At 32.3% G+C, this 25,621-nt stretch carries 20 protein-coding genes; 17 read left to right on the top strand and 3 right to left on the bottom strand.

Translation table 11 applies throughout. The features are described from left to right. Positions 1 to 2 precede the first annotated feature (2 nt). From H527_RS0116745 to H527_RS0116720, 6 genes are all read left to right on the top strand, one after another. Entirely contained in the window at positions 3 to 1,778 is a 1,776-nt protein-coding gene (locus H527_RS0116745; RefSeq protein WP_035088591.1) for a RagB/SusD family nutrient uptake outer membrane protein, read from the top strand. Positions 1,779 to 1,856: 78 nt separating this feature from the next. Continuing rightward, positions 1,857 to 5,171 (top strand): VCBS repeat-containing protein, encoded by a 3,315-nt coding sequence (locus H527_RS22440; RefSeq protein ID WP_081414633.1) that lies wholly within the window; start codon positions 1,857 to 1,859, stop codon positions 5,169 to 5,171. Positions 5,172 to 5,553: 382 nt separating this feature from the next. Next, the gene (locus H527_RS0116735; RefSeq protein ID WP_027413759.1) at positions 5,554 to 6,414 is read left to right on the top strand and encodes a bile acid:sodium symporter family protein; all 861 of its coding nucleotides are present in this window, start codon (positions 5,554 to 5,556) and stop codon (positions 6,412 to 6,414) included. A gap of 785 nt (positions 6,415 to 7,199) precedes the next feature. Continuing rightward, a complete protein-coding gene (locus H527_RS0116730; RefSeq protein WP_027413758.1) occupies positions 7,200 to 8,489 on the top strand; it encodes a DUF5690 family protein in 1,290 nt (429 codons plus the stop codon). Further along, a complete protein-coding gene (locus tag H527_RS0116725; RefSeq protein ID WP_027413757.1) occupies positions 8,476 to 9,630 on the top strand; it encodes a TIGR03364 family FAD-dependent oxidoreductase in 1,155 nt (384 codons plus the stop codon). The genes H527_RS0116730 and H527_RS0116725 overlap by 14 nt, the downstream gene beginning before the upstream one ends. Before the next feature lie 2 nt (positions 9,631 to 9,632). Further along, positions 9,633 to 10,319, top strand: coding sequence for an HAD-IA family hydrolase (locus H527_RS0116720; RefSeq protein WP_027413756.1), 687 nt, complete (start codon positions 9,633 to 9,635; stop codon positions 10,317 to 10,319). A gap of 118 nt (positions 10,320 to 10,437) precedes the next feature. Here H527_RS0116720 and H527_RS0116715 read toward each other — a convergent pair whose 3' ends face one another. Next, a complete protein-coding gene (locus tag H527_RS0116715) occupies positions 10,438 to 11,022 on the bottom strand; it encodes a helix-turn-helix domain-containing protein (RefSeq protein ID WP_027413755.1) in 585 nt (194 codons plus the stop codon). A gap of 606 nt (positions 11,023 to 11,628) precedes the next feature. Here H527_RS0116715 and H527_RS0116710 point away from each other — a divergent pair. Continuing rightward, positions 11,629 to 12,573, top strand: coding sequence for a tryptophan 2,3-dioxygenase family protein (locus tag H527_RS0116710; RefSeq protein ID WP_027413754.1), 945 nt, complete (start codon positions 11,629 to 11,631; stop codon positions 12,571 to 12,573). Positions 12,574 to 12,672: 99 nt separating this feature from the next. On the opposite strand, the gene H527_RS0116705 is transcribed toward H527_RS0116710, so the two are convergent. Continuing rightward, the gene (locus H527_RS0116705; protein WP_027413753.1) at positions 12,673 to 13,005 is read right to left on the bottom strand and encodes a single-stranded DNA-binding protein; all 333 of its coding nucleotides are present in this window, start codon (positions 13,003 to 13,005) and stop codon (positions 12,673 to 12,675) included. Positions 13,006 to 13,394: 389 nt separating this feature from the next. Between H527_RS0116705 and H527_RS0116700 the strand changes: the two genes are divergently transcribed. Together H527_RS0116700 and H527_RS0116695 are read left to right on the top strand one after the other, a co-directional pair. Then, positions 13,395 to 13,613, top strand: coding sequence for a helix-turn-helix transcriptional regulator (locus tag H527_RS0116700; protein ID WP_027413752.1), 219 nt, complete (start codon positions 13,395 to 13,397; stop codon positions 13,611 to 13,613). A gap of 572 nt (positions 13,614 to 14,185) precedes the next feature. Further along, positions 14,186 to 15,388, top strand: coding sequence for a hypothetical protein (locus H527_RS0116695; protein WP_027413751.1), 1,203 nt, complete (start codon positions 14,186 to 14,188; stop codon positions 15,386 to 15,388). Positions 15,389 to 15,584: 196 nt separating this feature from the next. Here H527_RS0116695 and H527_RS0116690 read toward each other — a convergent pair whose 3' ends face one another. Beyond that, positions 15,585 to 15,956 (bottom strand): DoxX family protein, encoded by a 372-nt coding sequence (locus tag H527_RS0116690; protein WP_027413750.1) that lies wholly within the window; start codon positions 15,954 to 15,956, stop codon positions 15,585 to 15,587. 89 nt (positions 15,957 to 16,045) lie between these two features. Between H527_RS0116690 and H527_RS0116685 the strand changes: the two genes are divergently transcribed. The 8 genes from H527_RS0116685 to H527_RS0116650 all read left to right on the top strand — a co-directional run bounded on the left by H527_RS0116685 (position 16,046) and on the right by H527_RS0116650 (position 25,095). Then, a complete protein-coding gene (locus H527_RS0116685; RefSeq protein WP_027413749.1) occupies positions 16,046 to 16,408 on the top strand; it encodes a winged helix-turn-helix transcriptional regulator in 363 nt (120 codons plus the stop codon). Between the two features lie 640 nt (positions 16,409 to 17,048). Next, the gene (locus H527_RS0116680) at positions 17,049 to 18,275 is read left to right on the top strand and encodes an alpha/beta hydrolase-fold protein (protein ID WP_027413748.1); all 1,227 of its coding nucleotides are present in this window, start codon (positions 17,049 to 17,051) and stop codon (positions 18,273 to 18,275) included. 237 nt (positions 18,276 to 18,512) lie between these two features. Beyond that, complete coding sequence (locus tag H527_RS0116675; protein WP_027413747.1) at positions 18,513 to 19,613, top strand: hypothetical protein; 1,101 nt, start codon at positions 18,513 to 18,515, stop codon at positions 19,611 to 19,613. Beyond that, entirely contained in the window at positions 19,592 to 20,137 is a 546-nt protein-coding gene (locus H527_RS0116670) for a hypothetical protein (RefSeq protein ID WP_027413746.1), read from the top strand. Before H527_RS0116675 ends, H527_RS0116670 begins: the two co-directional genes overlap by 22 nt. Positions 20,138 to 20,408: 271 nt before the next feature. Further along, complete coding sequence (locus H527_RS0116665) at positions 20,409 to 21,386, top strand: D-cysteine desulfhydrase family protein (protein WP_027413745.1); 978 nt, start codon at positions 20,409 to 20,411, stop codon at positions 21,384 to 21,386. Positions 21,387 to 21,612: 226 nt separating this feature from the next. Beyond that, on the top strand, positions 21,613 to 22,116 hold the full coding sequence (locus tag H527_RS0116660; protein WP_027413744.1) for a hypothetical protein: 504 nt from the start codon (positions 21,613 to 21,615) through the stop codon (positions 22,114 to 22,116). Positions 22,117 to 22,120: 4 nt separating this feature from the next. Beyond that, entirely contained in the window at positions 22,121 to 22,435 is a 315-nt protein-coding gene (locus H527_RS0116655; protein ID WP_027413743.1) for a hypothetical protein, read from the top strand. Between the two features lie 362 nt (positions 22,436 to 22,797). After that, positions 22,798 to 25,095, top strand: coding sequence for an FdhF/YdeP family oxidoreductase (locus H527_RS0116650; protein ID WP_027413742.1), 2,298 nt, complete (start codon positions 22,798 to 22,800; stop codon positions 25,093 to 25,095). Positions 25,096 to 25,621 lie beyond the last annotated feature (526 nt).

Here is a 25,621-nt window from a genome sequence, read left to right as displayed (position 1 = left end):
AGATGAGAGAAGTATATAAATATATAAAAACAAGAAGGATACAGAATTTAGTATATATATCAGTAATACTAATTACAGCATTTCAGTCTTGTCAAAAAGAATTAGAAATTCCATTACAAGGGCAGTATAGTACAGATGTGATTACCTATGATGCTAATTGGGTAAGCGCCCAGCTTACTGCCGCTTATGGTATGCTTGATGGAAACTTGGATGCAGATGATATGTGGAGAGCAGCAGCATCTAACTGGGTATATGGAGAAGTAGCCTCTGATAATGCATATAAAGGGAGTGAATTTGGAGATCAGCCTATAATCAATAATATAGAACGGTATGCTGCCAATGCTAATGAGAGTAGGTATTATGGGTATAAATGGAATGCTGTTTTTGAAGGTGTTGCAAGAAGTAATGAAACAATAAGAGGAGTAAGAAAAGGATTGGAAAGAGAGGAGATTACCACCTCAGAGTCTATTCAATTAGAAGCAGAAGCAAGATTTTTGAGAGCACACTATCATTTTGAGGCTAAGAAAATGTGGGGTAATATCCCATATATTGATGAAACAGTAACCACTTCTCAATCTAATGTAGGGGTGGATTCTTGGGGAGCGATAGAAACTGATTTTATATTTGCTGTAGATAATCTTAAAGAAAGTTCCAGGTTTGTTGGAGCCGCAAACAGTTGGGTTGCAAAAGCATATTTAGCCAAAATATATATGTATCAATTAGATTATGCAGAAGCAAAACCATTATTAGATGATATTATAAATTCTGGACCATTTAGTTTAACACCAAAATATTCGGATAACTTTAATGCAGAGACAAATAATAGTGTAGAATCTATTTTTGCAGTACAAAATACAGTAGGAGATGGTTCTGCTGGAGACGATAATGCTAATTGGGGAGATGCTCTTAATTTTCCTAATGGAGCTCCCGTAGGAACATCACCTACAGGAAGCTCTTGTTGTGGTTTTTTTCAACCTTCACAAAACTTAGTAAATGCTTATAAAACAGATGCATCAGGATTACCGCTGTTAGAAACATTTAATGACGTAGATGTAGTGAATGACGATGGTATAGATTCTAATGATAATTTTACTCCGTATACAGGAGAATTAGATCCTAGATTAGATTGGAAAGTAGGACGTAGAGGGATTGATTTTAATGGTTGGGGAATCATGCCAGGGCAATCATGGATTAGAAACCAACCTAATGGAGGGCCATATTTACAAAAGGTAACTTTGTTTAGAAAAAGCCAATTTGAAAATGGTAGTATAGATGCCGGTTTAGCATGGGCTCCAGGAGTTAGTTCTATGAATACGAATATCATCAGATTTGCAGAGATACTTTTATGGAGAGCAGAAATAATGGCAGCAGAAGGAGAAGGAGATTTAGGAGTGTCATTAGTAGATAGAGTTCGCATACGTGCCGCTAACCCGGATGACTTTGTTCAGGAATTAGATATAAACGGAAAACCGACAGGAAATCCAGCAGCAAATTATATGATTAATACCTATGGTAATTTTGCTAATCAGGATCAAGCTATAAAAGCCGTAGCACATGAGTATAGAATAGAAACAGCTCTAGAAGGGCATCGATTTTTTGATTTGGTGCGAAGAGAAGTTGCAGCTAAGGTACTTAGCGCATACTTAAATGTTGAAGTAACAAAACGGTCTCATTTAAACAGTGCATCCTTTATTGCAGGAAAAAGCGAACACTATCCCATACCACAAACTGTTATTTCAGTAAGTAATGGAAAGATTAAGCAAAACAAAGGATACTAATTAATTTTTTTTGAACTTTTTAAAGAGCAGCGTGTTTGTATATAATACGTTGTTCTTGATATATAGTTTTATAGAGATATGCATAAATTTACAACCCTGTTTTCTTGTTTAATACTATTAGTTAATTGTTCACAAAGACATACATTGATTGATGAACAAATATTTAGCAACTTACCTCCCTCTACAACAGGTATTCAGTTTCAAAATATACTTACAGAAACGGATTCTTTAAATTATTTCACATACTCCTATCTTTATATGGGAGGAGGTATTGCAACAGGAGATATCAATAATGATGGACTATTAGATTTATACTTTACAGGAAATCAGGTTTCTAATAAATTATATCTCAATAAAGGAAACCTTAAGTTTGAAGATATTACTATTACCGCAGGAGTTTCTGGAGATGATAGATGGTATACGGGGGTGACTATGGTAGATATTAATAATGATGGGTTTTTAGATATATATTGTTCAGTAAGCGGAAAATTTGGTGTCAAAAAAAATCAGCTATTTTTAAATAATGGAGACAATACATTTTTAGAAAAAGCATCCCAGTATGGTATTGATGATGTAGGAAACAGTACTCAGGGAGTGTTCTTTGATTATGATCGTGATGGGGATTTAGATTTGTATGTAGCTAATTATCCACCAACAAAGTTTAATGCTCCTAATTTCTATTATAAATTTAAAATGTCGAATATCAAGGATATAGAAACAGATCATCTATATAGAAATGACGGAGATATATTTACAGATATTACAGCGGATGCAGGAGTTAAAAGTTTTGGGCTTACACTAAGTGCAACTGTGGGAGATTTAAATAATGATAGCTGGCCAGATATATATGTATCCAATGATTTTAGTACTCCGGATTATTTATACATAAATAATCAAGATGGGACTTTTCAAGAAGTTATAAAAAAAGCAACATCACACACGGCATTTTTTGGTATGGGAGTCGATATTGCCGATTATAATAATGATGGAAATTTAGATATTTTTCAAGTAGATATGGATGCGCAGACCAATCAACGTAAAAAAACTAATATGGCAAGTATGAATCCCAAACTATTTTGGAGTACGGTCAATTCTGGTTTTCATTACCAATATATGCATAATTGCCTCCAATTAAATACAGGAATAACCACGGATGGGATTCCTTCTTTTTCTAATGTATCTAGAATAACAGGCACTTCTTCAACCGATTGGAGTTGGGGACCTCTTTTTGCAGATTTTGATAATGATGGACGTAAAGATATATTCATTACCAATGGCACCAGAAGAGAGATTAATAACAATGATTATTTTAAAAATTTAGGTAAACTAAAAAATAAAAAGGATAGCTTATTACAGCGAAGCTTAATGATTCCTTCTGAAAAGATAGAAAATTATATGTTTCATAATGTTGAAAATTATAATTTTGAAGATGTTACTAAACGTTGGGGAATCGAGTATGAAGGTTTTTCTAATGGAGTGGTATATGCAGATTTGGATGCCGATGGAGATTTAGAAGTGATAACCAATAATATTGATGACTATGCATCAGTTTTTGAAAATAAGAGTTCAAAAAAAAATAATTATATCACCATCCAGTTTAAAGGAAACCATAAAAATAAGTTTGGGATAGGTAATAGAGTGTATCTAACAACAGATGGGCAAACTCAAATGCAAGAGCTTACCTTATCCAGAGGGTTTCAGTCATCGATTGCTCCAGAATTACATTTTGGTCTACAACAATCCAAAGTAATAAAAAAAATAAAAGTAATATGGGGAGATGGAAAGTCTCAAACCTTACATAATATATCTGCAAATCAGAAAATAGTACTAAAATATGAGAATGCCGTAACCTCTTATAAAATAAAAGATTTAGAAAAAATAACAACGTTATTTACTACAGAAAAAAGCCCGTTTTTTCCAAAACATAAACACCAAGAAAATGCGCATAATGATTTCTCTAAACAAGTTTTGCTTCCACATAAAATGTCAGCATTTGGCCCAGGAGTAGCCGTAGGAGATTTAAATAATGATGGATTAGATGATTATTTTGTAGGTGGCGCATCGGGATATTCTGGTCATGTGTTTTTTCAGAATACAAAAGGTTTTGAAAAACAAAATATTGATGCACTAGAAAAGGATAAACTTTATGAAGATATAGGTGTTGTTATTTTTGATGCGGATCAAGATGGGGATAATGATATATATGTAGTAAGTGGCGGGTATGAGTTTTCTTCAAAATCAGAATTCTTACAAGATAGATTATATATCAATGATGGTAAAGGAATTTTTTCTAAAGCAAAAAAAGAAGCTTTGCCAGTACTTTTAACTAGTGGATCTAGAGTATATCCAATAGATTTTAATAAGGATGGAAAACAAGATTTATTAGTTTTGGGGCGTCAGATTCCTGAGCATTATCCAGCTTCAGCAAATAGTTATTTATTACAAAATAACACGAATAACGGAAAAGTACAATTTAAGGATGTTACTACTGTTTTTGCCAAAGAGTTAACCAATCTAGGGATGGCTACAAGCGCTGTAATTACTGATTATAACCATGATGATTGGTTAGATTTTATAATTGTTGGCGAGTGGATGCCTATACGAGTTTTTAAAAACACAAAGACAGGATTTAAAGATGTTTCCAAAGAACTTGGGTTAACAATAGGTACCACTACAGGTTGGTGGTGGAGTATTGCACAAGGAGATTTTGATCATGATGGGGATCTGGATTACATAGCAGGGAATAATGGGCTGAATTATAAATACAAAGCTACAGAAAATGAAACCTTTGATATTTATGTTAATGATTTTGATAAGGATAATAAGGAGGATATTGTACTAAGTTATTATAATGATGGACAACAATACCCAGTAAGAGGAAGAGAATGTTCATCAGATCAAATCGCCTCGATCAAACATAAATTTAAAGATTATAAAAGTTTTTCTGAAGCAACATTAGTTGATGTGTATACCAAAAAATCCTTAGAATCTTCCCTACATTATCAAGTACAATCCTTTGCAAGTGTTTATATAGAAAATAAAGGAGATAAGTTTGTGCTTCATCCATTACCAAAAGAAGCTCAAACATCTTCGATTAATCAAATTTTGGTCAATGATTTTGATAAAGACGGTCATTTGGACGCTCTAATAGCAGGAAATTTGTATGCATCAGAAGTAGAAACTCCTAGAAATGATGCAGGATACGGTTTGTTTCTAAAAGGTAATGGAAAAGGAGGTTTTAAACCTGTGCCTGCTACAAAAAGTGGGGTGTTCATACAAGGAGATACTAAGGATATGGCTCTGGTAAAAACTAATAAATCGAAGTATTGTATCGTAGCTAAAAATAATGACTATTTACAATTTTTAAAAATCCATCATCAGGATCAGGATTGAGTTACAGACTCTCTGGAGTAGTATCGTTTGGTAGTTACAAGCTAGTTACTTTTATTTCTTGGCACTCAGGGGGTATTGCATAACACATCAAGGTTGTTTCCCGACACTCCGAAGGTATTTCCTGAAATTCAGAAGGTATTGCTGGGTACTCCGAAGTTGTTTCTTGACACTCAGGGAGTATTGCATAACACATCAAGGTTGTTTCCCGACACTCCGAAGATGTTTCGTGAGATTCAGAAGGTATTTCTTGGTACTCCGAAGTTGTTTTCTGGCACTCCGTTATTATTTTTTAGTGATTAACGATAGTTTTTGAATATACTAGAGATTCATTTAGGGGAGTTGTATTTTTGGTATATTGCTTATTCAATCAGAACTATTAAAAATGGATAACATATCAACAATTATTTTAGCTATATCTCTTATTATAATAATGTTAGGCATGGGGCTGTCTCTTGTTGTTGATGATTTTAAACGAATATTTATTTATCCAAAAGCAATATTAATAGGATTAATAAACCAAATATTGATTTTACCAATATTAGGATTTGCATTGGCATCCATATTTCCTATCCAACCAGAGATAGCCATAGGCATTATGATTTTGTCGGCATGTCCTGGGGGACCTACATCTAATTTAATATCCCATTTAGCAAAAGGAGATATCGCATTATCTGTTACTCTTACTGCATTGAGTAGTTTTGTTACTATTTTAACGATTCCTTTTATTATAAATTTTGCACTTCTTCATTTTTTACAACAAGAACAAATCATTAGATTAGATGTTGTTTCTACGATTATTCAGATACTAGTCATTACCATTATCCCTGTAAGTATTGGTATGTTAATAAGGCGATATAATGAGAGTTTTGCTGTAAAGATGGCAAAACCAGTTAGAGTAGCTTCTGGACTTGTTATTGTACTTGTTATTTTAGGAATTACTTTTAAGGAAAAAGATAATTTTGCATCCTATTTTCGAGAAGCAGGACTAGTCGCTTTATGCTTAAATATAGTTACGATGGCTGTAGGGTATTATTCGGCTAAATTATTTAAAATTAATAATAAGAGAGCTATCTCTATAGCTATAGAATCAGGTGTTCAAAATGGAACTTTAGCCATAACTATAGCAGTTATTTTACTCAATAATACTTCGTTTGCAGTTGCTCCAGCAGTATACAGTTTATTAATGTTCTTTACAGGAGGTATAGCAGTATATTTTGGTATCAAAAAAAGTAAGATCTCATAAATAACACAAGGTATTTATTCTTAGATATATACTCTTTATAAAGTTTTTATTATTTAAGTAATACCATTTACAATTTGAATTTACTGTAATAAAATGTTCTTTTTTTGCCTCAAGTATCAGAATAAAATAAACCGTAGCCCTGCTATGCTTAATACCAGATCGATCTTGGCACAAGCTTTTCTTTTTCACTGAAACAAAAAAATCTTAATTTTCTTTTCCAGTAAACTTAAACTACAAATGGTATAAAAGTTTATTAAAAAAATAGAATATTTGACTTAAACGATTTACGGATGAGAATTGCGTATAAATAATTGCAAAAGTTTTTCGCTAGATTGATGAATCAAATTAAAGAATAGTCATAGCTATTGTTTCATTTTATGAAGAAAATATAGTAGAAAAAGAATGCGATTATATGCGAGATTTTTATTCGTAAATCGTATTAAGTCTTTTAACTGCCCAAAATTGATTTTGGGCAGTTTTTATACGCTCTAAGATTATTCTTTTCAATTATATAAATATTTCTTATTTCAGAAACATTCGTAACCTTAATTTTACAATTAATCAAAGCTATATTAAATATTTCTTAAACTTCAAATATTTACAAATAGTAAAATAATTATCATTTTTGACTTATTAAATTTACTAGTTGTAAATATAAAGAAGATAAGGGTGAATAATTATATTAAGTGGGTAACCTTATTTTTGGTATGTATAACGTCTATGGTCATATCCCAAAACACCTAGAGATCTGTAATAATAATCTTGTTGTAACTAAACCTTTTAAAATGCAGACTAAGTCGTCTAACTTAAAATTTATAGTACATGCATCGATAGCCTCTTTTGGAGCTTACTTTTGTATGTACGCATTTAGAAAACCATTTAGTGTTGCAACTTTTGAAAACCTTTCTGTTCTTAATATAGATTATAAAATTATATTGATTATAGCTCAGGTATTAGGGTATACTCTGTCTAAATTCTTAGGAATAAAAATAATATCTGAGTTAAAAGCGGAAAAACGAGTACGGTATTTAATAGGATTAATCCTTTTGGCAGAATTAGCATTAGTGCTTTTTGCGATTCTGCCAAAACCCTATAATGTGATTGCTTTATTTTTTAATGGGTTACCATTAGGTATGATTTGGGGTATCGTTTTTTCTTATCTAGAAGGTAGAAAATTTACTGAGATCTTAGGAGTAGCACTATGCGCCAGCTTTATAGTATCTAGCGGAATTGTAAAATCTGTAGGTCTGTATCTTATGAGTGGATGGCAAATCTCTCAATTTTGGATGCCGGCAGTTACAGGAGCACTATTTATACTGCCATTGTTGTTTTTTGCATGGTTGCTAGAAAAATTACCAGTAACAACGCAAGAAGATAAGACAATGAGGTCAGAACGTTTGCCTATGTCTGCAAAAGATAGAAAACAACTTTTACTGTCGTTTTTTATACCTATCACTGGGATTGTGATTTTTTATACCGTATTAACAGCGTTTAGAGATTTTAGAGATAATTTTGCACGAGAGTTATGGGATAGTATAGGATATAAAGGAGATATATCTGTATATACAACCTCAGAAACTATTATCGCAGTAGTAGTACTTTTAATTTTAGGAAGTACATTTTATATCAAAAACAATGCAAAAGCACTTTACCTATACCACTTCTTAATTTTAACAGGAGTTTTGTGTATAGGGGGGGCTACACTTCTTTTTCAATTAGAATTACTAAATCCTTTTATCTGGATGGTTATATGTGGGTTCGGATTATATATCTGTTATGTACCTTTTAACTGCCTGTTTTTTGATCGGTTTATAGCCATGTTTAAAATAAAAGGAAACGCAGGTTTTTTGATCTATATCGCAGATTCTTTTGGGTATTTAGGCAGTATTACAGCCTTGTTATATAAAAATTTTGGACAAGCAAATTTAAGTTGGTTAGACTTTTTTGTGTACGGAGCATACACTTTAACCATATTAGGAGTAGTAATCATGCTGGGCTCATTACTATATTTTAAAAAAGCATACCGTGCTAAAGTAACAACTATACAAACAAAATTACATTATGAAAAAATATGACCTCGTTGTTATAGGAGGCGGAGTGTTAGGCACTTTTCATGCATACCATGCATTGCAAAACGGATTACAAGTAGCCTTATTAGAAAAAAATAAAATGCCCCAAGGAGCAACTACCCAAAATTTTGGGCAAGTAGTTCCTTCAGGAATGAATACCAAATGGCAAAAATATGGGCGAGAAAGCTTAAAAATCTATAAACGTATACAGCAACAATTTGATATAACCCTTCGGGAGAATGGATCGGTGTATCTTGCTTCTAATCCAGAAGAAGTACAGCTTATCGAAGAATTACATCAAATTAATAACCGAAACCAATATCCCTCGGTATTATTAACGAAGGAAGAGTGTCTAAAAAAATACCCGGGCTTACGATCAGAGTATATAAAAGCAGGGTTATTCTTTCCAGAAGAAGTTACGGTAGAAGCTCGCCAGATGATACACAGGTTACAAAGTTTTATGGTAAAAGATCTCAACTTAGATTATTTTACCAATAGAAATATAATTGCTTGTGAACAAGTAGGTACTTCTGTAAAAATAACTTCCGCTTCGGGAGAAGTTTTTGAAGCAGAAAAAGTAATTATCTGTAACGGTAGTGAGTTTAAAAACTTATATCCAGAGGTGTTTAATACAAGTGATTTAGAGGTAACAAAATTACAAATGTTACAAACCAAACCACAGTCTGCATACCAATTATCTGGTAATATTTTAACAGGATGGTCTATTAGGCGTTACGAAGCATTTGCAGAATGTGATTCCTTTGTAGATATTAAATTAAAAGAAAATACAGAGTCCTTACAAAAAAAGTGGGGAGTACATATCTTGTTTAAACAAGCTCCAGATGGATCGGTTATTATAGGAGACTCTCATCAATATGCCGATGTAAAAAATATAGAAGATCTGGGGTATGATTTAGATATGGATATAGACGATTTTATGATAAAAGAAGCACAAAAAATTATAGACCTACCAACGTATGATATTCAAAATCGATGGTTTGGTATGTACTCACAATGTAAAACCAAAGATATATTTCAAAAAACGATAGAAAATAATATCCATATCGTAACAGGAATAGGAGGAAAAGGGATGACAGGGAGTGCAGGATTTGCAAAAGAAAATATTACAAAAATTTTTAATATATAAATATGAATAAAAGGATTGATCTGGTTGTTTTTGATATGGCAGGAACCACAGTAAATGAGGATAATATAGTATATAAAACAGTACAACAGGTAATTAATGACGAAGGGTTTACTATTAGTTTACAAGATGTATTAGAACATGGTGCAGGAAAAGAGAAGTACCAAGCAATAATGGATATTTTAACAAAGGTAACCCCTTGCGAAAATCCAGAAAGTGTAGCCAAAAAAGCATTTTCTAATTTTAAACCAATTCTTAAAAAATTATATCAAAATCTGGAGGTAGTAGCTTTTGATAGAGTAGAAGAATTATTTGATGTATTAAAAAACAACAATATAAAAGTAGTTCTAAATACAGGATACGATTCAAAAGTAGCAAATCAACTTCTTAAAAAGATAGGGTGGAAAAAAGGAGTGAACTACGATGCATTACTTACAGCAGATGATGTAATAAAAGGCAGACCAGACAAAGAAATGATCTGCAAAGCAATGCAGATGTTTAAGATTACCGATGCATCCAGAGTATTAAAAGTAGGCGATTCTGCAATAGATATAGAAGAAGGTAAAAATGCAAATTGTGGCATCACTGTAGGAGTTCTTACAGGAGCACAAAGTAAAGAGCAAATAGCAAAAGCATCTCCCGATTTTATCATAAAAGAGCTAATAGGATTAATAAAAATTATATTCTATTAGATTAGCGTTTTAATTGTTTTGTTTAAAAACCGCCCTAAGGCGGTTTTTGCGGTTACAATAAAAATCATAAAATGTACTTTATAAAAAAATATTGTGTATAAAAGTATTATTGACAGTATTAAGACTGACCCTCTTTATCCAAAAAGAAATACAAAACAATCATTTTAGAAGACGTATTTCCTCGGTTAACAGGTACATGTGGGATTCTGCCATCAAAAAAAATAGAATCTCCCTCTTTTAAAAGAATCTCTTCTTCTCCTATAATATAAGAACACTCTCCCGTAAGTATATATTTAAACTCATATGCATCCGTTTCTACTTTGCCTCTTTCAGAACCTGGTTGCACCTCTAAAAAAACAGCTTCAAAGCCAATAGAATTAAGTTGTTTACCAAAAATATATTGGTAACTAAACCCAACAGCTTCATCCTCTTTTTCAATAACACTATATTCTGAAGCTCTTGTAACCAAAAATGTAAAATTAGTTTGTGTAGGGATACCATTAAAAAAAGTGGGAATTTCAATTTCGAGAGCAGTGATGATATTTAATAAAACAGGCAAAGAAGGGATCGTTCTTCCATTTTCAATTCTAGAAATAAGACCGTTACTAACGCCAGCCTTCGAGGCAATCTCATTAATGGTTTTGCTATTGCTTTTTCGAATCTCTTTTAAACGCTTACCAATACCAATTAAATAATCTTCCATCTGTTTGCAAATAATGAGTAATGCAAATATTACTAAAAAAGATCAGACTAAGGAAATATTTTGCGGCATATCCAAATTAAGTAAACTAAGCATCCTGTTTATTATTGTAATGTTCACATTTTATTAAAAAACAGCAAAGCATAAAGCAGATTTTTTATCCTATATTATAAGAGTTTAATCCGTTTGATAAAACGTAAACCGTTTAATTATATAAAGTATTTTGGATTAAGAAAATAAAATTAAGATCTTGTTCCTTTATTTAGATACAAATAATATCCATTTCAAAATGAAATAGATATAGTATAATCTAATATTCAATTTTAATAAAGTATTGTGTATACCAAAACCTGCTACATTAAACTATCCAAACCTATATCACTTAGGGTAACAGGTTATATAAATATAAAATCTCCTTTTTCATAATATTCTTAAAAAAGTCGTTAGCATCTTTTTCTGTTAACAACATTAAAACAACGAGTTGCAGACAGTAGCAAAAGGCAAACCACTTTAGTATAAGAATTCATATCGATTTCCATAATTTTGTATTCATATAAAATACAGAATTACAGGAGATATATAACCATTTTATGTAATTGAAGAGTAACCATGAATAGAAAAGAATTATTAGAAGCTATAGATAAAAAGTATACCGCAATGGGGCAGGATCCAGATGTGCATTTAGCAGGATTATTATATGCCGAACCTATGCAATATTGGGACTTCATACAAGTAGATGCCCTGTTAGGACTACAAACCCAGCGTACCCAATTGCCAGACGAAATGGTGTTTATAATGTATCACCAGATCAACGAGTTACTTTTTAAAATGATACTTTGGGAAATGAATCAGATTTCTCACACCAAAAATATACAACCCTCAAAGTTCGAAATGCACCTAATGCGAGTAAGCAGGTATTTTGATATGCTATCCAACTCCTTTGATATTATGAGTGAAGGTATGGAGATAGAGCAATACATGAAGTTTAGAATGACACTTACCCCTGCAAGTGGTTTTCAATCTGCACAATACCGAAAAATAGAAATAGCCTCTACAGAATTAATAAACCTAATAGACTTTAGATTTAGAAAAACCATAAACAGAGAAACTCCCTACGAACATGCTTTTGATTATATGTATTGGCAGGCAGCGGGCAAAGATCATACTACAGGAAAGAAAAGCAAACTCATGATTAATTTTGAAGACAAATACAAAAAAGAATTAATCGAATGGATGAAAGAATACAATACTGTAAACCTTTGGACTAAGTTTAAAGAATTACCAAACGAGTACCAGCAAAACAAGGACTTAATAAATGCCATGCGGCATTATGATCATACCGTTAATATTGATTGGGTAATGCATCATTATAACGCAGCAGCAAAATATTTAGATTCGGGTAACGTAAATGTAGAAGCAACGGGGGGGAGTGATTGGCATAAATATATGCATCCAAGATACCAGCGAAGGATATTTTTTCCAGAATTGTGGAGTACAGAAGAATTAGAAAACTGGGGAGTTACCAATCTCGAGGGATATAGAAAAAACACTTAAGAATATAAAAATTAAAATTCCCAAAGGGCAGCCTTTGGGAATTAAATTGAAAGTGTAAATAGTATAATCTCTACAATCCAAAAGGTAAATAACTTGATATTATTTACTTAACATCAATAATTCGTTACACACGATCTCTGTTATATATTGTTTTTGCCCTTTTTTATCCTCGTAACTGCGAGAGGTAAGTTTGCCTTGTATAGCAACCTCTTGTCCTTTATTAATATATTTTTCTACAATATCCGCAGTTTTACCCCATGCAATAATATTATGCCATTGCGTATCCGTAATTTTATCTCCTTGTTTGTTATAATAATAATCATTGGTAGCAATAGCAAATTTAGCAAGCTTTTTACCAGATTCAAGATGTACAATTTCAGGTTCTTGTCCTAGGTTTCCAATCAACTGTACTTTGTTTTTTAGCGTGTTCATAATTTTAGTTTTTCGTTTTAAACAGTTAATACAATTCCTCCATAGTAGGAGGCGGTTATAATTTATTAGATACATTTATATTGTTATGTAAAACTCATATAAAGAGTTGGTTACTAACAACACTACAAACCTATAGCACACCCTTTGGTAGATTCGGTTAAGAAACGCTTAGTTTCGCTTGTATCCGTTTGTAGTCGTTTATAATTGATTAAAAATACTAGCAATCAGTTGTTTAAAGGTTTTAAAGATTTTTATTTTTTTATGTAAAAGAGTGTCTTTTTGTTTTTGAATCAAAAAAATACGATGCAAAGCGATTTAAAAATTTGCAGTTTGCTACCTGTCAAACAATTATATTATGTATATTTCATCTACGGATAGATATTTGTTTAGTGAACAAGGAACAACATATTAAAAATAAACTCGGTCAGCGTATTATTCAACTAAGACATCAAAAGGGGTGGAGTCAATTAGATTTAGCTCAAGTATGTAATAAAGATGTACAATCTATTATCGAACTAGAAAATGGCAAAACAGACCCTAGTATGTATTTGCTTTTAGAGATTTCAAAAGCTTTAGGGGTTTCATTAAAAGAATTAGTTGATTTTTAACTCCTCTATAACAAGGTGATTACAAAAAACTGTCAGGAAGCCCGTTAAAATACAGAATACACCCACATATAATTTGATATGTCATTCCGTTGAAGAACGGAATCCACTTCCCATACTATTGAAGTAGACATTTACGTATATTTTATCCTGAGAATTTGTCGAAAAGCTGTCAAAATACAGAATACACCACACATAATTTGATTTGTCATTCCGTTGCAGAACGGAATCCACTTCCCATACTATTGAAGTAAAAGTTCACGTATATTTTATCCTTTATTTTCAATGAAACTATTACTCTAAGTAGCTATGCTGAGGTAGAAAGAGTCGGCTATCAGGGGGAAATCGTTAGCTATCGAACCCTGAGGCTCTCGAATGGGTGAGTTTTACCACAACGCTTCTTAAAAGTAAAATATGGGTAAAATTATCCCTCCTGTACGGGTTTCCGTAATCCTATTTCTAAAAAGTAATTTACTTTAGAGCTTTAAAAATATAGAGGTCACTATATTTCTAATAATAAAGAGATATGAGTACCTTGGTAATTATATAATGTTGTTAGCCTACATTAGGAAAAAATGAAGAAAAAGGAAATAAATTCAATTGACAAGTTTAAAAAGTCATTACAAACTAATTATGGTATTCAAGCTTTTGACTATATAATCGATGAACAATATGATTTAATATATCTTCAATTTCCAAAAGAAGACGAGGAAGAGATAGAATTCGAATATGAGCATTTAGAAAAATACATTGAAGATTTAGATTCAATTAAATTTCATAATTGCTTCAATAAAGTTACAACCAATCACATTACTCAAAGGTGTATCAAATTATCCGATAACTATAATTTTTACACTCTTTTAAATCTAGGGTTACTTTACAAGCAAGTTTCCGAAAACATATCTATTCACCTCATCAGTAATCCGATTTTGATTGGAATTGCTTCTGCTCATTTTGGAGAATATAATGACTATCATACTCCTTGTTCAAGCCATTTTGCTGTTGAAATACTTTATTCAGATAAAAAACAACGATTATCGGACGCTGACGAAGAAAAACTAATTAAAATTTTTATGTTTGAACTTTCAAATTCACATAAAATAAGCTTTGAGTTTTCAACCTACAAAATAAGCAAGAGTTTAGAAATCGAATCAATTAGAAAAGACATTTTAGAATCTTCGGATTTTATATACAATATCCCTTTAGAAGATTATAATTATGGAATGGACTTATTTATTAATTCAAACCAAAGATTAAGTTCCGATTTGAAGTTTTTATCTTACTATAAGATATTTGAATATTTCGGACCTGTCAAAGCGAAAATTAAAGCATTTGATTCTATGCGTTTAAAATTAAACTCTTCAGATGCTCAATCGCCAAGTGCTGATTATATTTCATCAATATTTGAATTAGCTAAAAACTATGATAAAAGTATTAGAGATGACGAATTAATAAAGTCTTTAATAAACTCTTCTTTTGATTTAGTAGATATCTACGATTCAATTCCGTTAAAAATTAGAAATAAATTAAAAGTAACTGAATTAAGATACAATTCAAAACAAGAAACAAAGGATAGAATTATTAACGAACTTGGAGATATATTGTATAGAACTAGAAATTCTATTGTACACGCAAAATCTAATTTTGATGACCGTGGTTTTTATTGTGATATCAATGACCTTGAACAATTGAATGAATTTATGCACAAAGCTTGTTATAGTACAATTAAATGGTATAATGATTTACCAAAACATTTAAAAATAAACGTAGCCCAATAACCAAGAAGCATACGGCGTGCCGGATAGGCCAACGCTATATGTCTTGTTGAGGGATCTGGGATTTGCAAATAAGGGGGAATCAAGAAGTTGGTAAGAACCTTAAAAAAATAACCGCATTTTTAAAAACACTTTACATCTTCTTTTTTTAGAATGTTACCCAACTGTGCGTTCATTCAAAATTTCGGAGGTTAAATCATTATAATATTACTTTGAAATTTTTATCCGTAACAAGTAAAATAATACCGGCAATACAACAATACAAAGCTGTGTAAAAGTATTTATAATCATTATGTGCGAAATGAACCATTAATGCACCAATTGCGAATGGCAATAACCATAAAGTTGATATGTTTTTAATTTGATGCATCCAAAATCCAATAAATAAACCAATTACACCCAACAATTCGCCATAACCAATAAATAGAGTCCATATTTTCCCGAAACCAAAATTGCTCATATTTCCCATCATACTTTCCTTTTGAAAAACTTTGAAAAGACTTGCATAACCAAATGCATAAATTAAATACCCATATGAAATCCAATGAGCTACTTGTACTAAAATTTTCATATCTATTATAATTTTGTTCAAAAGTAATAGTTATGTTTACAAATTGAAAGTACATACAAAATTGTATGATACTAACAAAAAAGTAAGAAATGAGAAAGACAACATCTACCAATACAATAAATAAGGAGCAATTAGAAGCAAATTGTGGAATTGCATATACAAACTCAATCTTAAGTGGGCGATGGAAACTTAGTATTCTAGCATTCTTATTGGATGAAAAAAAGTTAAGGTATAGTGAATTAAGAAATAGATTAACCGGAATTTCGGAAAGAATGCTAATAGCAAAACTTAAAGAATTACAAGCGGACGACTTGATAAATCGGATTTCTCATCCCGAAGTTCCACCAAGAGTAGAATATGAACTTTCCGAAAAAGGTAAGTCATTAGAAAGTATTTTAATACAAATGGCTAAATGGGGAACGAAAAATGCAACTAAAAACAGAAATACATAAAAAACGAATCACCAATAACTAAGCATATGGCATGCCGATAAGTCAGCGCTATATGCCTTGTTGAGGGATCCAGGATTTGTAAATAAGGAGAAAATCAAGAAGTTGGTAAGAACCTTAAAAAAGAATAACCGCATTTTTAAAAACACCTTACATCTTCTTTTTTTAGAATGTTACCCAAAGAGAACGTTTTTTAAGGTAATTTCTGTTTTTTTTGTGAGATTTTCTTTTTTTTAAGTCATTTCTTTAAGTTTGGGTACTAGTATGCTAAGGCTCATTTTAGGGCCATTTTTTAATGGTTAAATTTCACTAGTCTATGTTTCCATGATTTGTTTATAATTTTTTTGGTGGTCCACGACGGTCAAAGGTTAAAATTGTGATTACTGTTTCCTTTTTACAGCTTGGATAAATGCGATGTAACGATTTTTCTTGCATAATGAAGAACTCTATCGGTAAGTCGTATGAGCTAAAAGTTCACGTACGGTTTGATGAAAGGGGGGTACTGATAGTTCTAGTCTACTAAACAATTCCCCACATCAGAATCCAATTAATTCCTTTGATTAAAAAAGTACAAAATCAATATAAATGTTGGTGGAAATTGATAAATTTGACGTTAGTCTAGATTTAAAAAGACCTGTTAAACATGAAATTTAACCTATTTATTGGCTTAATTCTAATCAGTTTATCAACCTATGCTCAAGAACCCATTACTATAGGGCATACCGCTACTATACACTCACAAATACTAGACGAAGACAGATTATTGGAAATCTATCTACCTAAGGATTACGATACGTCTAATAAAACTTATCCTGTAATGTATTTACTGGATAGTTTTTTAAATTTTCGGCATGCAGCAGCCTCGGCTGAATTTCTATATTTTGACCAGCGTATTCCTGAAATAATTATTGTGGGTATAAGAAACACCCACCGTAATCGTGACCTTACTCCCGAATCCCCTAATCTCGACCCAAAAAATCGGGAACGATTAGGTAATATTGGTGGTGCTGATAACTTTATAGCCTTTCTTGAAAATGAATTAATGCCCCATATAGAAAATACCTATAGAACTGCTCCTTACAAGATAATTTCGGGGCATTCATTGGGTGGGCTTTTTAATGTATATTCCTTCTTTAAACATCCTGAATTGTTTAATGCTTATATAACTATAAGCCCAAGTTTGTGGTATCCAATAGATAACATCTTTAATGGATTTGACACTATATTCCCTAACCCTTCCAAAATGAATCAAACCTTTTATATGACGCTTGCCAATGAAATTAGTGGCAACATGCGTGGTAATGTTATTAAATTAAGTGGAGACTTCGAAAACTACATTAATACCAATAAAGATACAGGGCTCAGGTTTAAATACAACCCCATGCCAGAAGAATCGCATCTCTCTGTAGGTTTGCCTTCTATATTTTTTGGTTTACGGTACATATTTGAGCCTACGCAATACAAAAGGTCTAAAACCAAAGCAGCGATTATGGCTCAAGGCGGCCCTAAAAAAGCAATTGAAAATATCGTCACCTATTTTAATGAGGTTTCTAAAACCTATGGATTCGAAATCTCTAATGAAAGTGCCTTAATAGATTTGGGCTATGATTTAATAAAAATTGAAGATCTAAAACCCTATGCTGTAGATGTCTTTAAAGCCAACTTAGAAGCGCACCCCGATTCTTATGATGCCTATTCTATGTTAGGTATGGCTTACGAAAATATTGGCGAATTACAAAAAGCAAAAGACAATTATAAAATAGCCTTAAACATGGTTATGAAAACCGACAACTTCGAATGGGAGGCTTACAAAACCGACGTAGATAAAATAGAAAATAAAATAAAAGCAAAGACAGACAACAAGCATTGAAAAACTGTTTAAAACAACGATAACCACTCCACAAGTCTCTAATTTCTTATAAAACAATTCATTTTAAGCCTCTTTATCGAGGCTTTTATTATTAAGACTTAAAATATTTTATATTAAAAAAATGTTAACCAAAATCGCTACCTATTTTCTATTCGGGTTGAATTTGCTACATTAGGAGGAGAAACCATAAAACTAATGTTATATAAGTAATAGTATAACAGATACTCATTAAAACCAATGATATCTAACTCTCTTTTTGATCTACAATCCATAAAAAGCGATCTTACCACAGCGCTTGATTCTAGTTTATCAGATATAGGATGGGTACATAATAATATCAATTCTTGGGTAAAAGTAAGTTTGCAAGAAAAAATGGAAAGTTCTATAGGCGATATTGCTAGAAAAATCACTACAAATGGCAACGGAAAGATAGGGAATCCCCCAGGAGGAGGTTTTAGAGTAACATTTGGACTTCAAATACTAGTAGGTTATAAAATAAGAGTTAGAGGTAACGCTAATATTGGGTATGGTAAAAGATATGGTAATTTTGGAGCAACATCATCACTACACATTTCCGCATATAACGCAGGGCTGGGTAGTGGCGTGCATAAAAAGAATTTGGTAGTAGATCTAACTGCCGCAGTAAACCTTACGGTTGGAGCAGGGCAAGGAACACCTCTACAATCCTATTCCTTAAATTATAACTCACCAATACCAATGCTTAATGATTTTCAGAACTCTTTTAGTTATGGACAATTACTAACATGGAACTCTGCTTTACAAGAAAATCAGTTTTCGTTAAACCGTATACAACGAGAAGGAATGATTGGTTTTCGATTAGGCGATGTTAATGTAAGTTCTAATAATGATACCAAAAGAGTCTATTTTGGTGGAGGAACCGATATGGGATGGACTGGCGAGATATCGGTAGCAACTCCATTTCTCGAAGTTGGATTTCAAGATTTTTCTGGAGATTTCCTAAAGACATCAAAAACAGGAGGAGTAGAAGAAGAACGAAGAGAAATTATCATAGATGAAATTAAAAAAATCAAAAAGAATTTTAATTTGGATGCTCTTGATAAAAAAGATAAAATTAACAGATTAGAAAAAGAACTTGGGGTTTTAACTAATAATAGATACCATAATCAAACTTCTTATCAAAAAAAAATAAATAAAGCATCCACCTATATTCGAATTAATAACTCTAATGGATATAATGCAACAGTCGATTTAATTGGAGATGCTTGGCTACAAAATGCGATACATAAAGCAATAAAAGATTTTAGATTTGAATATAACTACAAAAAAACAGAGGTATGGAGTGGAAAAAGTTGGTAATGTTAATCAGTGTCTGTTCTATTCTTGTTGCATGTAAAAATTATTATCATCATGTAGATGGTGGCTATAGACCTAAAAAACCAAAGTTTACCTCACTTAAAAAACCTTATGAATTAAAAAAAGAAGACATACTGAATACAAAGAGCATTTATATTTCAACAGATACTTTAGAATATGGTAATAAAAAATATAAAAGTTTGTTTTTTATAAAATTTTATAACAATGGACGTAGTTTTCAAAGTAGTATTGATGCAAAAATAAATGTAAACGAACAAAAACTCACGCCCACTTATATAGGTTATTATACTATCAATAAAGGAAATTTGTTAGAAATAGAAACATTTTATGTTAAGCATAAAGAAAAAGGTGTCTATATTAAAGAATATGGTTGGATAAAACAAGACACTCTGTTTATGTTTAAATCTTTGCCTAAAAAGGATATGTTTCCTAATCCAGATAAAGGTAATAGTACTATATATGTACTAAAAAAAGTAGAATCCTTTAGTGAAATTCCAGATTGGTAAAAGAAAACATTTTTAATTTTCATAAAAACGTAATCAGGCTATTCAAGATTTTAGATTTGAATATAACTACAAAAAAACAGAGGTATGGAGTGGAAAAAAAATTCACATAAAAAAGCACAGATAGTTTTCGATAGATAGACGTATCTTTGAAATCGTGCATATAGAATTTGAGCTTATTAGTGCTATTTCAAAGTTAAAAAGGAAGTGAAAAAGAGTATTTTTATAGCGAATGGAAAAAAGTTAAAACCACTTCAGTATAAAAACTAAAAAAATGATAGAGGATAAATACAATTTAGGTTTCTTCCCTACACCCTTACAAAAGCTAGACAAAATATCGAAACTCTTTTCTGGGTATACTATCTATATCAAAAGAGACGACCATACAGGATTGGCCTCTGGAGGCAATAAGACCAGAAAATTAGAATACCTAATAAAAAAAGCAATAACCCAAGGTTGTGATACCATCATTACCGCAGGAGCCCAACAATCCAATCACTGTAGGCAAACAGCAGCAGCCTGCGCTATAGCAGGACTACAATGTCATTTGTTATTAGGAGGTAAAAAACCAGAAGTGTACGAAGGCAACCTTTTACTCTCCTCTATTCTTGGAGCAAACATTCATTTTACAGGAGATAATAGAAAAGGAGAAGATATACCTGCCTTAAAAAAAGATCTCGAAGAAAAAAACAACACCTGTTTTGTAATTCCATACGGAGGATCTAATATAACAGGAGCATTAGGATTTGTAAATGCCGTAAAAGAAGTAAAAGAACAACTCGTAGAACAAAACGTAAAAATAGATTACATATTTTTTGCCTCCAGTTCTGGCGGTATGCAAGCTGGATTAATTCTCGGTAAAGAACTATATTCATTAAATTCAGAATTAGTACCAATTAGTATTGATAAAGACGAAACAAATGGACAGTCTCTAGAAAAAGTAGTTTTTGATATCGTAAAAGAAGGAGCTAGTATATTAAAGATTAAAAAAGATTTTAAGCTGTCTGATATACATTTAAATAGAAACTACGATAAAGACGGTTATGGGGTAGTAACCCAAAACGAAATAAATGCTATGAACCAATTGGCAAGAAAAGAAGGCATATTACTAGATCCTGTGTATACAGCAAGAGCCTTTTACGGAATGTTAGACTGTTTACAAAACCAAAAAATACCAGTAAATTCAAATGTTCTTTTTTGGCATACAGGAGGACTTCCAGCTATTTTTAAACATGCAAACCAATGGAAATAGAATCATATAATACCATTTTAGCTTAAATTTACTGAAAAATAAAGGTAACGTTTCTAAGCTTTAGTAAAGGATGAAAATCAGTAAGAAAAAGGATTGTCAATCAGGTATAATGGTGACAGAAGCAAAGCCGAAGGATAACATTTTTATTTACTTCTGAAGTGGTGATAAAAAAAGAATAGGTAGGGTAGTACCGCAAATTAAAATAATAAACGATATAAATAATAAAATGAAGACAGCAATCAAAAAAAAATGGATACCGATTATTTTCTTTATAGGGCTAATTTCGGTTACCAGTTGTAAAACCCTTTTAGCACCAGAATACGACAAAGCCATTGTAGAAAGTGTTACCACGAACAGCCAGAAAACAATGAGTTTTTTAGAAAAAATTTCTGACGGAACAACTAAAGAAAATTATAAAGAGCGAGAAAAAGAATATAACGAATTAATAGGAGCTTATGATGCCCTAAAACTTCAGGCAAAAGCCAGACCAATACCCAATAATGTAGCGACAAAAAAAATCAACGAATTATTACAAGCCAAAAATAGTAGTGCTATATCAGGAGACTATCCTAGTGCCTTTGCGTTTCAAAAAATATCAGAAACATTAAAAAGGATGAAAACAGAAGACAAAGAAAAAGGAATAAAACCAACCGCTATGCAAGCCTTTAAAGGACAAATAGAAATTTTTTTGGATCAGGCAATAACCTACGAAAGCTTTTTAAAAAGATAATAACATGAACGAAGAGATAGTAAACATCGTTAAAGAAATAAAAGACATAGCTACCACAATTTTAGAAAAAGATATAGCAACCGTTAGAGGATTTAGCGAAAGACAGGTAGAAGCGATAGCAAAACAAACGTTAATTATTCAGAAAGGAATTTTGAATGGAGATATCGATGAAGGCTTAAAAGAATTTTTCTTAGATGGATTAGAAGCAATGGTATTAAACTTTGTAAATACATTAAAAGGAATTCTTTCTGTAACTATCGAAAAAATATGGAATGCAATTGTAGATTCCTTATGGAAAGCCATAGACTCTGTTATATAAATCTAGAACAACGATAGTAGTCTTAGGTATAGTAATTAATGGCTTTAGTTTATAGTTTTGAGATACATATTTAATTGATTTCAATATATTTGTCTCGCCCTAAGCCCTTCCCAAAGAGAAGAATTTTTGACTCCCTTCCTTTTGGGAAGGGCTGGGGATGGAATATGCTAAGTTTTGATAAAGTTATCGATGCTATTATAAAATAGAACCTAATCAATTAACCATATCTATCCAGGTTTCCATATAACAAGGTGTATAGATTTCGACAGATAACTGTATCTTTGGGGGAATACCAATTTAACTATACGTCATTAAAACATTAAATAGGTATAATACAATTAGCATTTTATAGAGTACATATAATGAGCACTACCAAAAAAAGAAACATTTCTGTCTTAGGACCAACAACCCTTACTGGCATCACCATAAAAGAACCCGCAACTTATGCAGCAGGATTGCCAGCAGTAAAAGTAGCATTACAACATGCCTTTAAAGAAATGGGAGTAGTAAAATCTATGCACATACTCTCTAAAATGAATCAAAAAGAAGGATTCGATTGCCCGGGTTGCGCATGGCCAGATCCCGATAGTCCATCAAAACTAGGGGAGTATTGTGAGAATGGAGCAAAAGCAATAGCAGAAGAAGCGACCAATCAAAGAGTAGATAACGAGTTTTTTGCCAAATACTCTGTAGAAGACCTGTCCCATTGGTCAGACTATCAAATAGGTAAAAGCGGTAGGCTCACACAGCCAATGCTCCTAAAACCAGATAGTATACATTACCAACCCATCTCTTGGCAAGATGCCTATACCATAATAGCCAAAGAACTTCATGCTTTAGATACCCCAGACGAAGCAGTTTTTTATACATCGGGTAGATCCAGTAACGAAGCAGCATTTTTATACGGTCTGTTTATAAGAGCATTTGGAACCAATAATATGCCAGATTGCTCCAACATGTGCCACGAATCTAGTGGAGTAGCACTAAATGAAACACTAGGCATCGGAAAAGGATCTGTAAAACTAGAAGATTTCGATAAAGCCGAAATCGTTATGGTAATCGGGCAAAACCCCGGCACCAATCACCCTAGAATGCTATCTGCATTACAGAAATGTAAAGAAAACGGAGGCAAGGTGATAAGCATCAATCCATTAGAGGAAGCAGGATTGATCCGATTCAAAAACCCACAAGAAATAAAAGGAGTACTAGCCTCAGGAACCGCACTAACAGATATACACCTGCAAGTAAAAATAAACCAGGACGTAGCCCTGCTAAAACTTCTTATTAAAAAACTAGCAAAACTAGATCAAGAAAAAGGAAACATCTTCGATCACCAATTTATAAACACCCATGCACAAGGATACGAAAACCTTCTTGCAGATGTAGAGCAATATTCAGAAACAGAACTATTAGCATCCTGTGGGGTAGACCAAAACCTAATACACCAAACCGTAGAACTGTTAGCAAGCAATAATAAAATTATTATATGTTGGGCAATGGGGCTAACACAACACAAAAACGGAGTCGATAATATAAAAGAGTGTGTAAACCTGCTGTTGCTTAAAGGCAGTTTAGGAAAACCAGGAGCAGGAACCTGTCCCGTTCGGGGGCATAGTAATGTGCAAGGCGATAGAACCGTTGGGATTATGCACCACGTTTCTCCCGCATTAAACACAGCAATACAAAAAACCTTCGGGTTTACACCGCCAGATAAAGAAGGATTAGATACCGTACACGCTATAGAAGCAATGCATCAAGGCAAAGCAAAAGTATTTATAGCATTAGGAGGTAACTTTTTATCCGCAGCATCCGATACAGAATACACAGCACAAGCCCTTCAAAACTGTGATTTAACCGTATCCATAAGCACAAAATTAAACAGAACCCATCTCGTTACAGGAAAAACCGCTCTAATATTGCCAACACTAGGTAGGTCAGAACTAGATACCAAAAACGGTAAACCAAGATATTTTACCGTAGAAAACAGTATGGGCAAAGTACATCAATCCAAAGGACTGTTACAACCAGCCTCAGAAAACCTAAAAAGTGAACCCGAAATCATAGGCGGTATTGCAGATGCCTATTATAAAGGAGATCATATCGTAGATTGGAAAAACCTAAGCGAAGACTACCAGCAAATCAGAGAAAAGATTCAACAAGTTTTTAATGGATTCGAAGATCTCAATAACAGATCCAAAGGATCAGGATTCTATCTGCCCAATAATGTAAGAGAATTAGACTTTAGTAAACTACCAAATCAAAAAGCACAGTTTAGTATATGCCATTTGCCAGAGCATAATATAAAAGAAAACGAATTTATATTAATGACCATTCGTTCACACGACCAATTTAATACTACCATTTATGGACTAGACGATCGGTATAGAGGTATATATAATGAGCGAAGAATCGTTTTAATGCATAAAGACGATATGAAAAAACAAAACTTACAAAAACTAGATCCAGTTAATTTGATAAGTCGTTATGATAATAAAGAAAGAAAAGCAAACAACTTTCTAGTGATACCTTATAATATACCCCAAGGAAATTTAGCATCCTATTTTCCAGAAACCAATGTATTAGTTCCATATAATCACTTTGCCGACAAAAGCAATACCCCAATTAGTAAATCTATAGTAGTTACTATAGAAAAAATATAATATACAGAAACCAGGTTATTGGGCATTCTTGCGTACCACATTTAACCCTGTCGAAATGAAAAACGGAATCCATAAATACAAAAAGTGTTACTAAAGAGCAATAATTGTAGTATTCCTGTTTTCTCTTTTTATATATTATAGTAGTATTTTTTTTATAGCGTGTCCCTTTGGGTCGGGCTATTCGATACAACTCCTCGCATTTCGTGCCTTCAAGCTGCGGGGTTTCCTCTGCTATCCCTCACGCAAGTTTTTAATTTGGTCTTCGTTGTAAAATAAAATCAGTAATTTTTAAAAGCATTTGGATTTTTACGATAAGAACCCTATTCTATATAAGTAGTAGGTTGTCTGGTTTTTTTCAGAAGCTATATCGGGGTAATTTCCGCATAATAGCTATTAGAAAAAGCAATAAAAGGGTAGGGGATAAAGTAAATAGGGATGTAATTACAATAATATCAGCAAGTTGTTAATTTATTGTAAAAAAAAGGTAAAATAATAGTTGTAATAGGATAAAACAGTTGTATGTTTG

The organism is Aquimarina muelleri DSM 19832, from assembly GCF_000430665.1.
Classification (GTDB): domain Bacteria; phylum Bacteroidota; class Bacteroidia; order Flavobacteriales; family Flavobacteriaceae; genus Aquimarina; species Aquimarina muelleri.
Note: the sequence above shows the minus strand (reverse complement) of the source record. Positions and strands in the feature narration are given on the sequence as shown.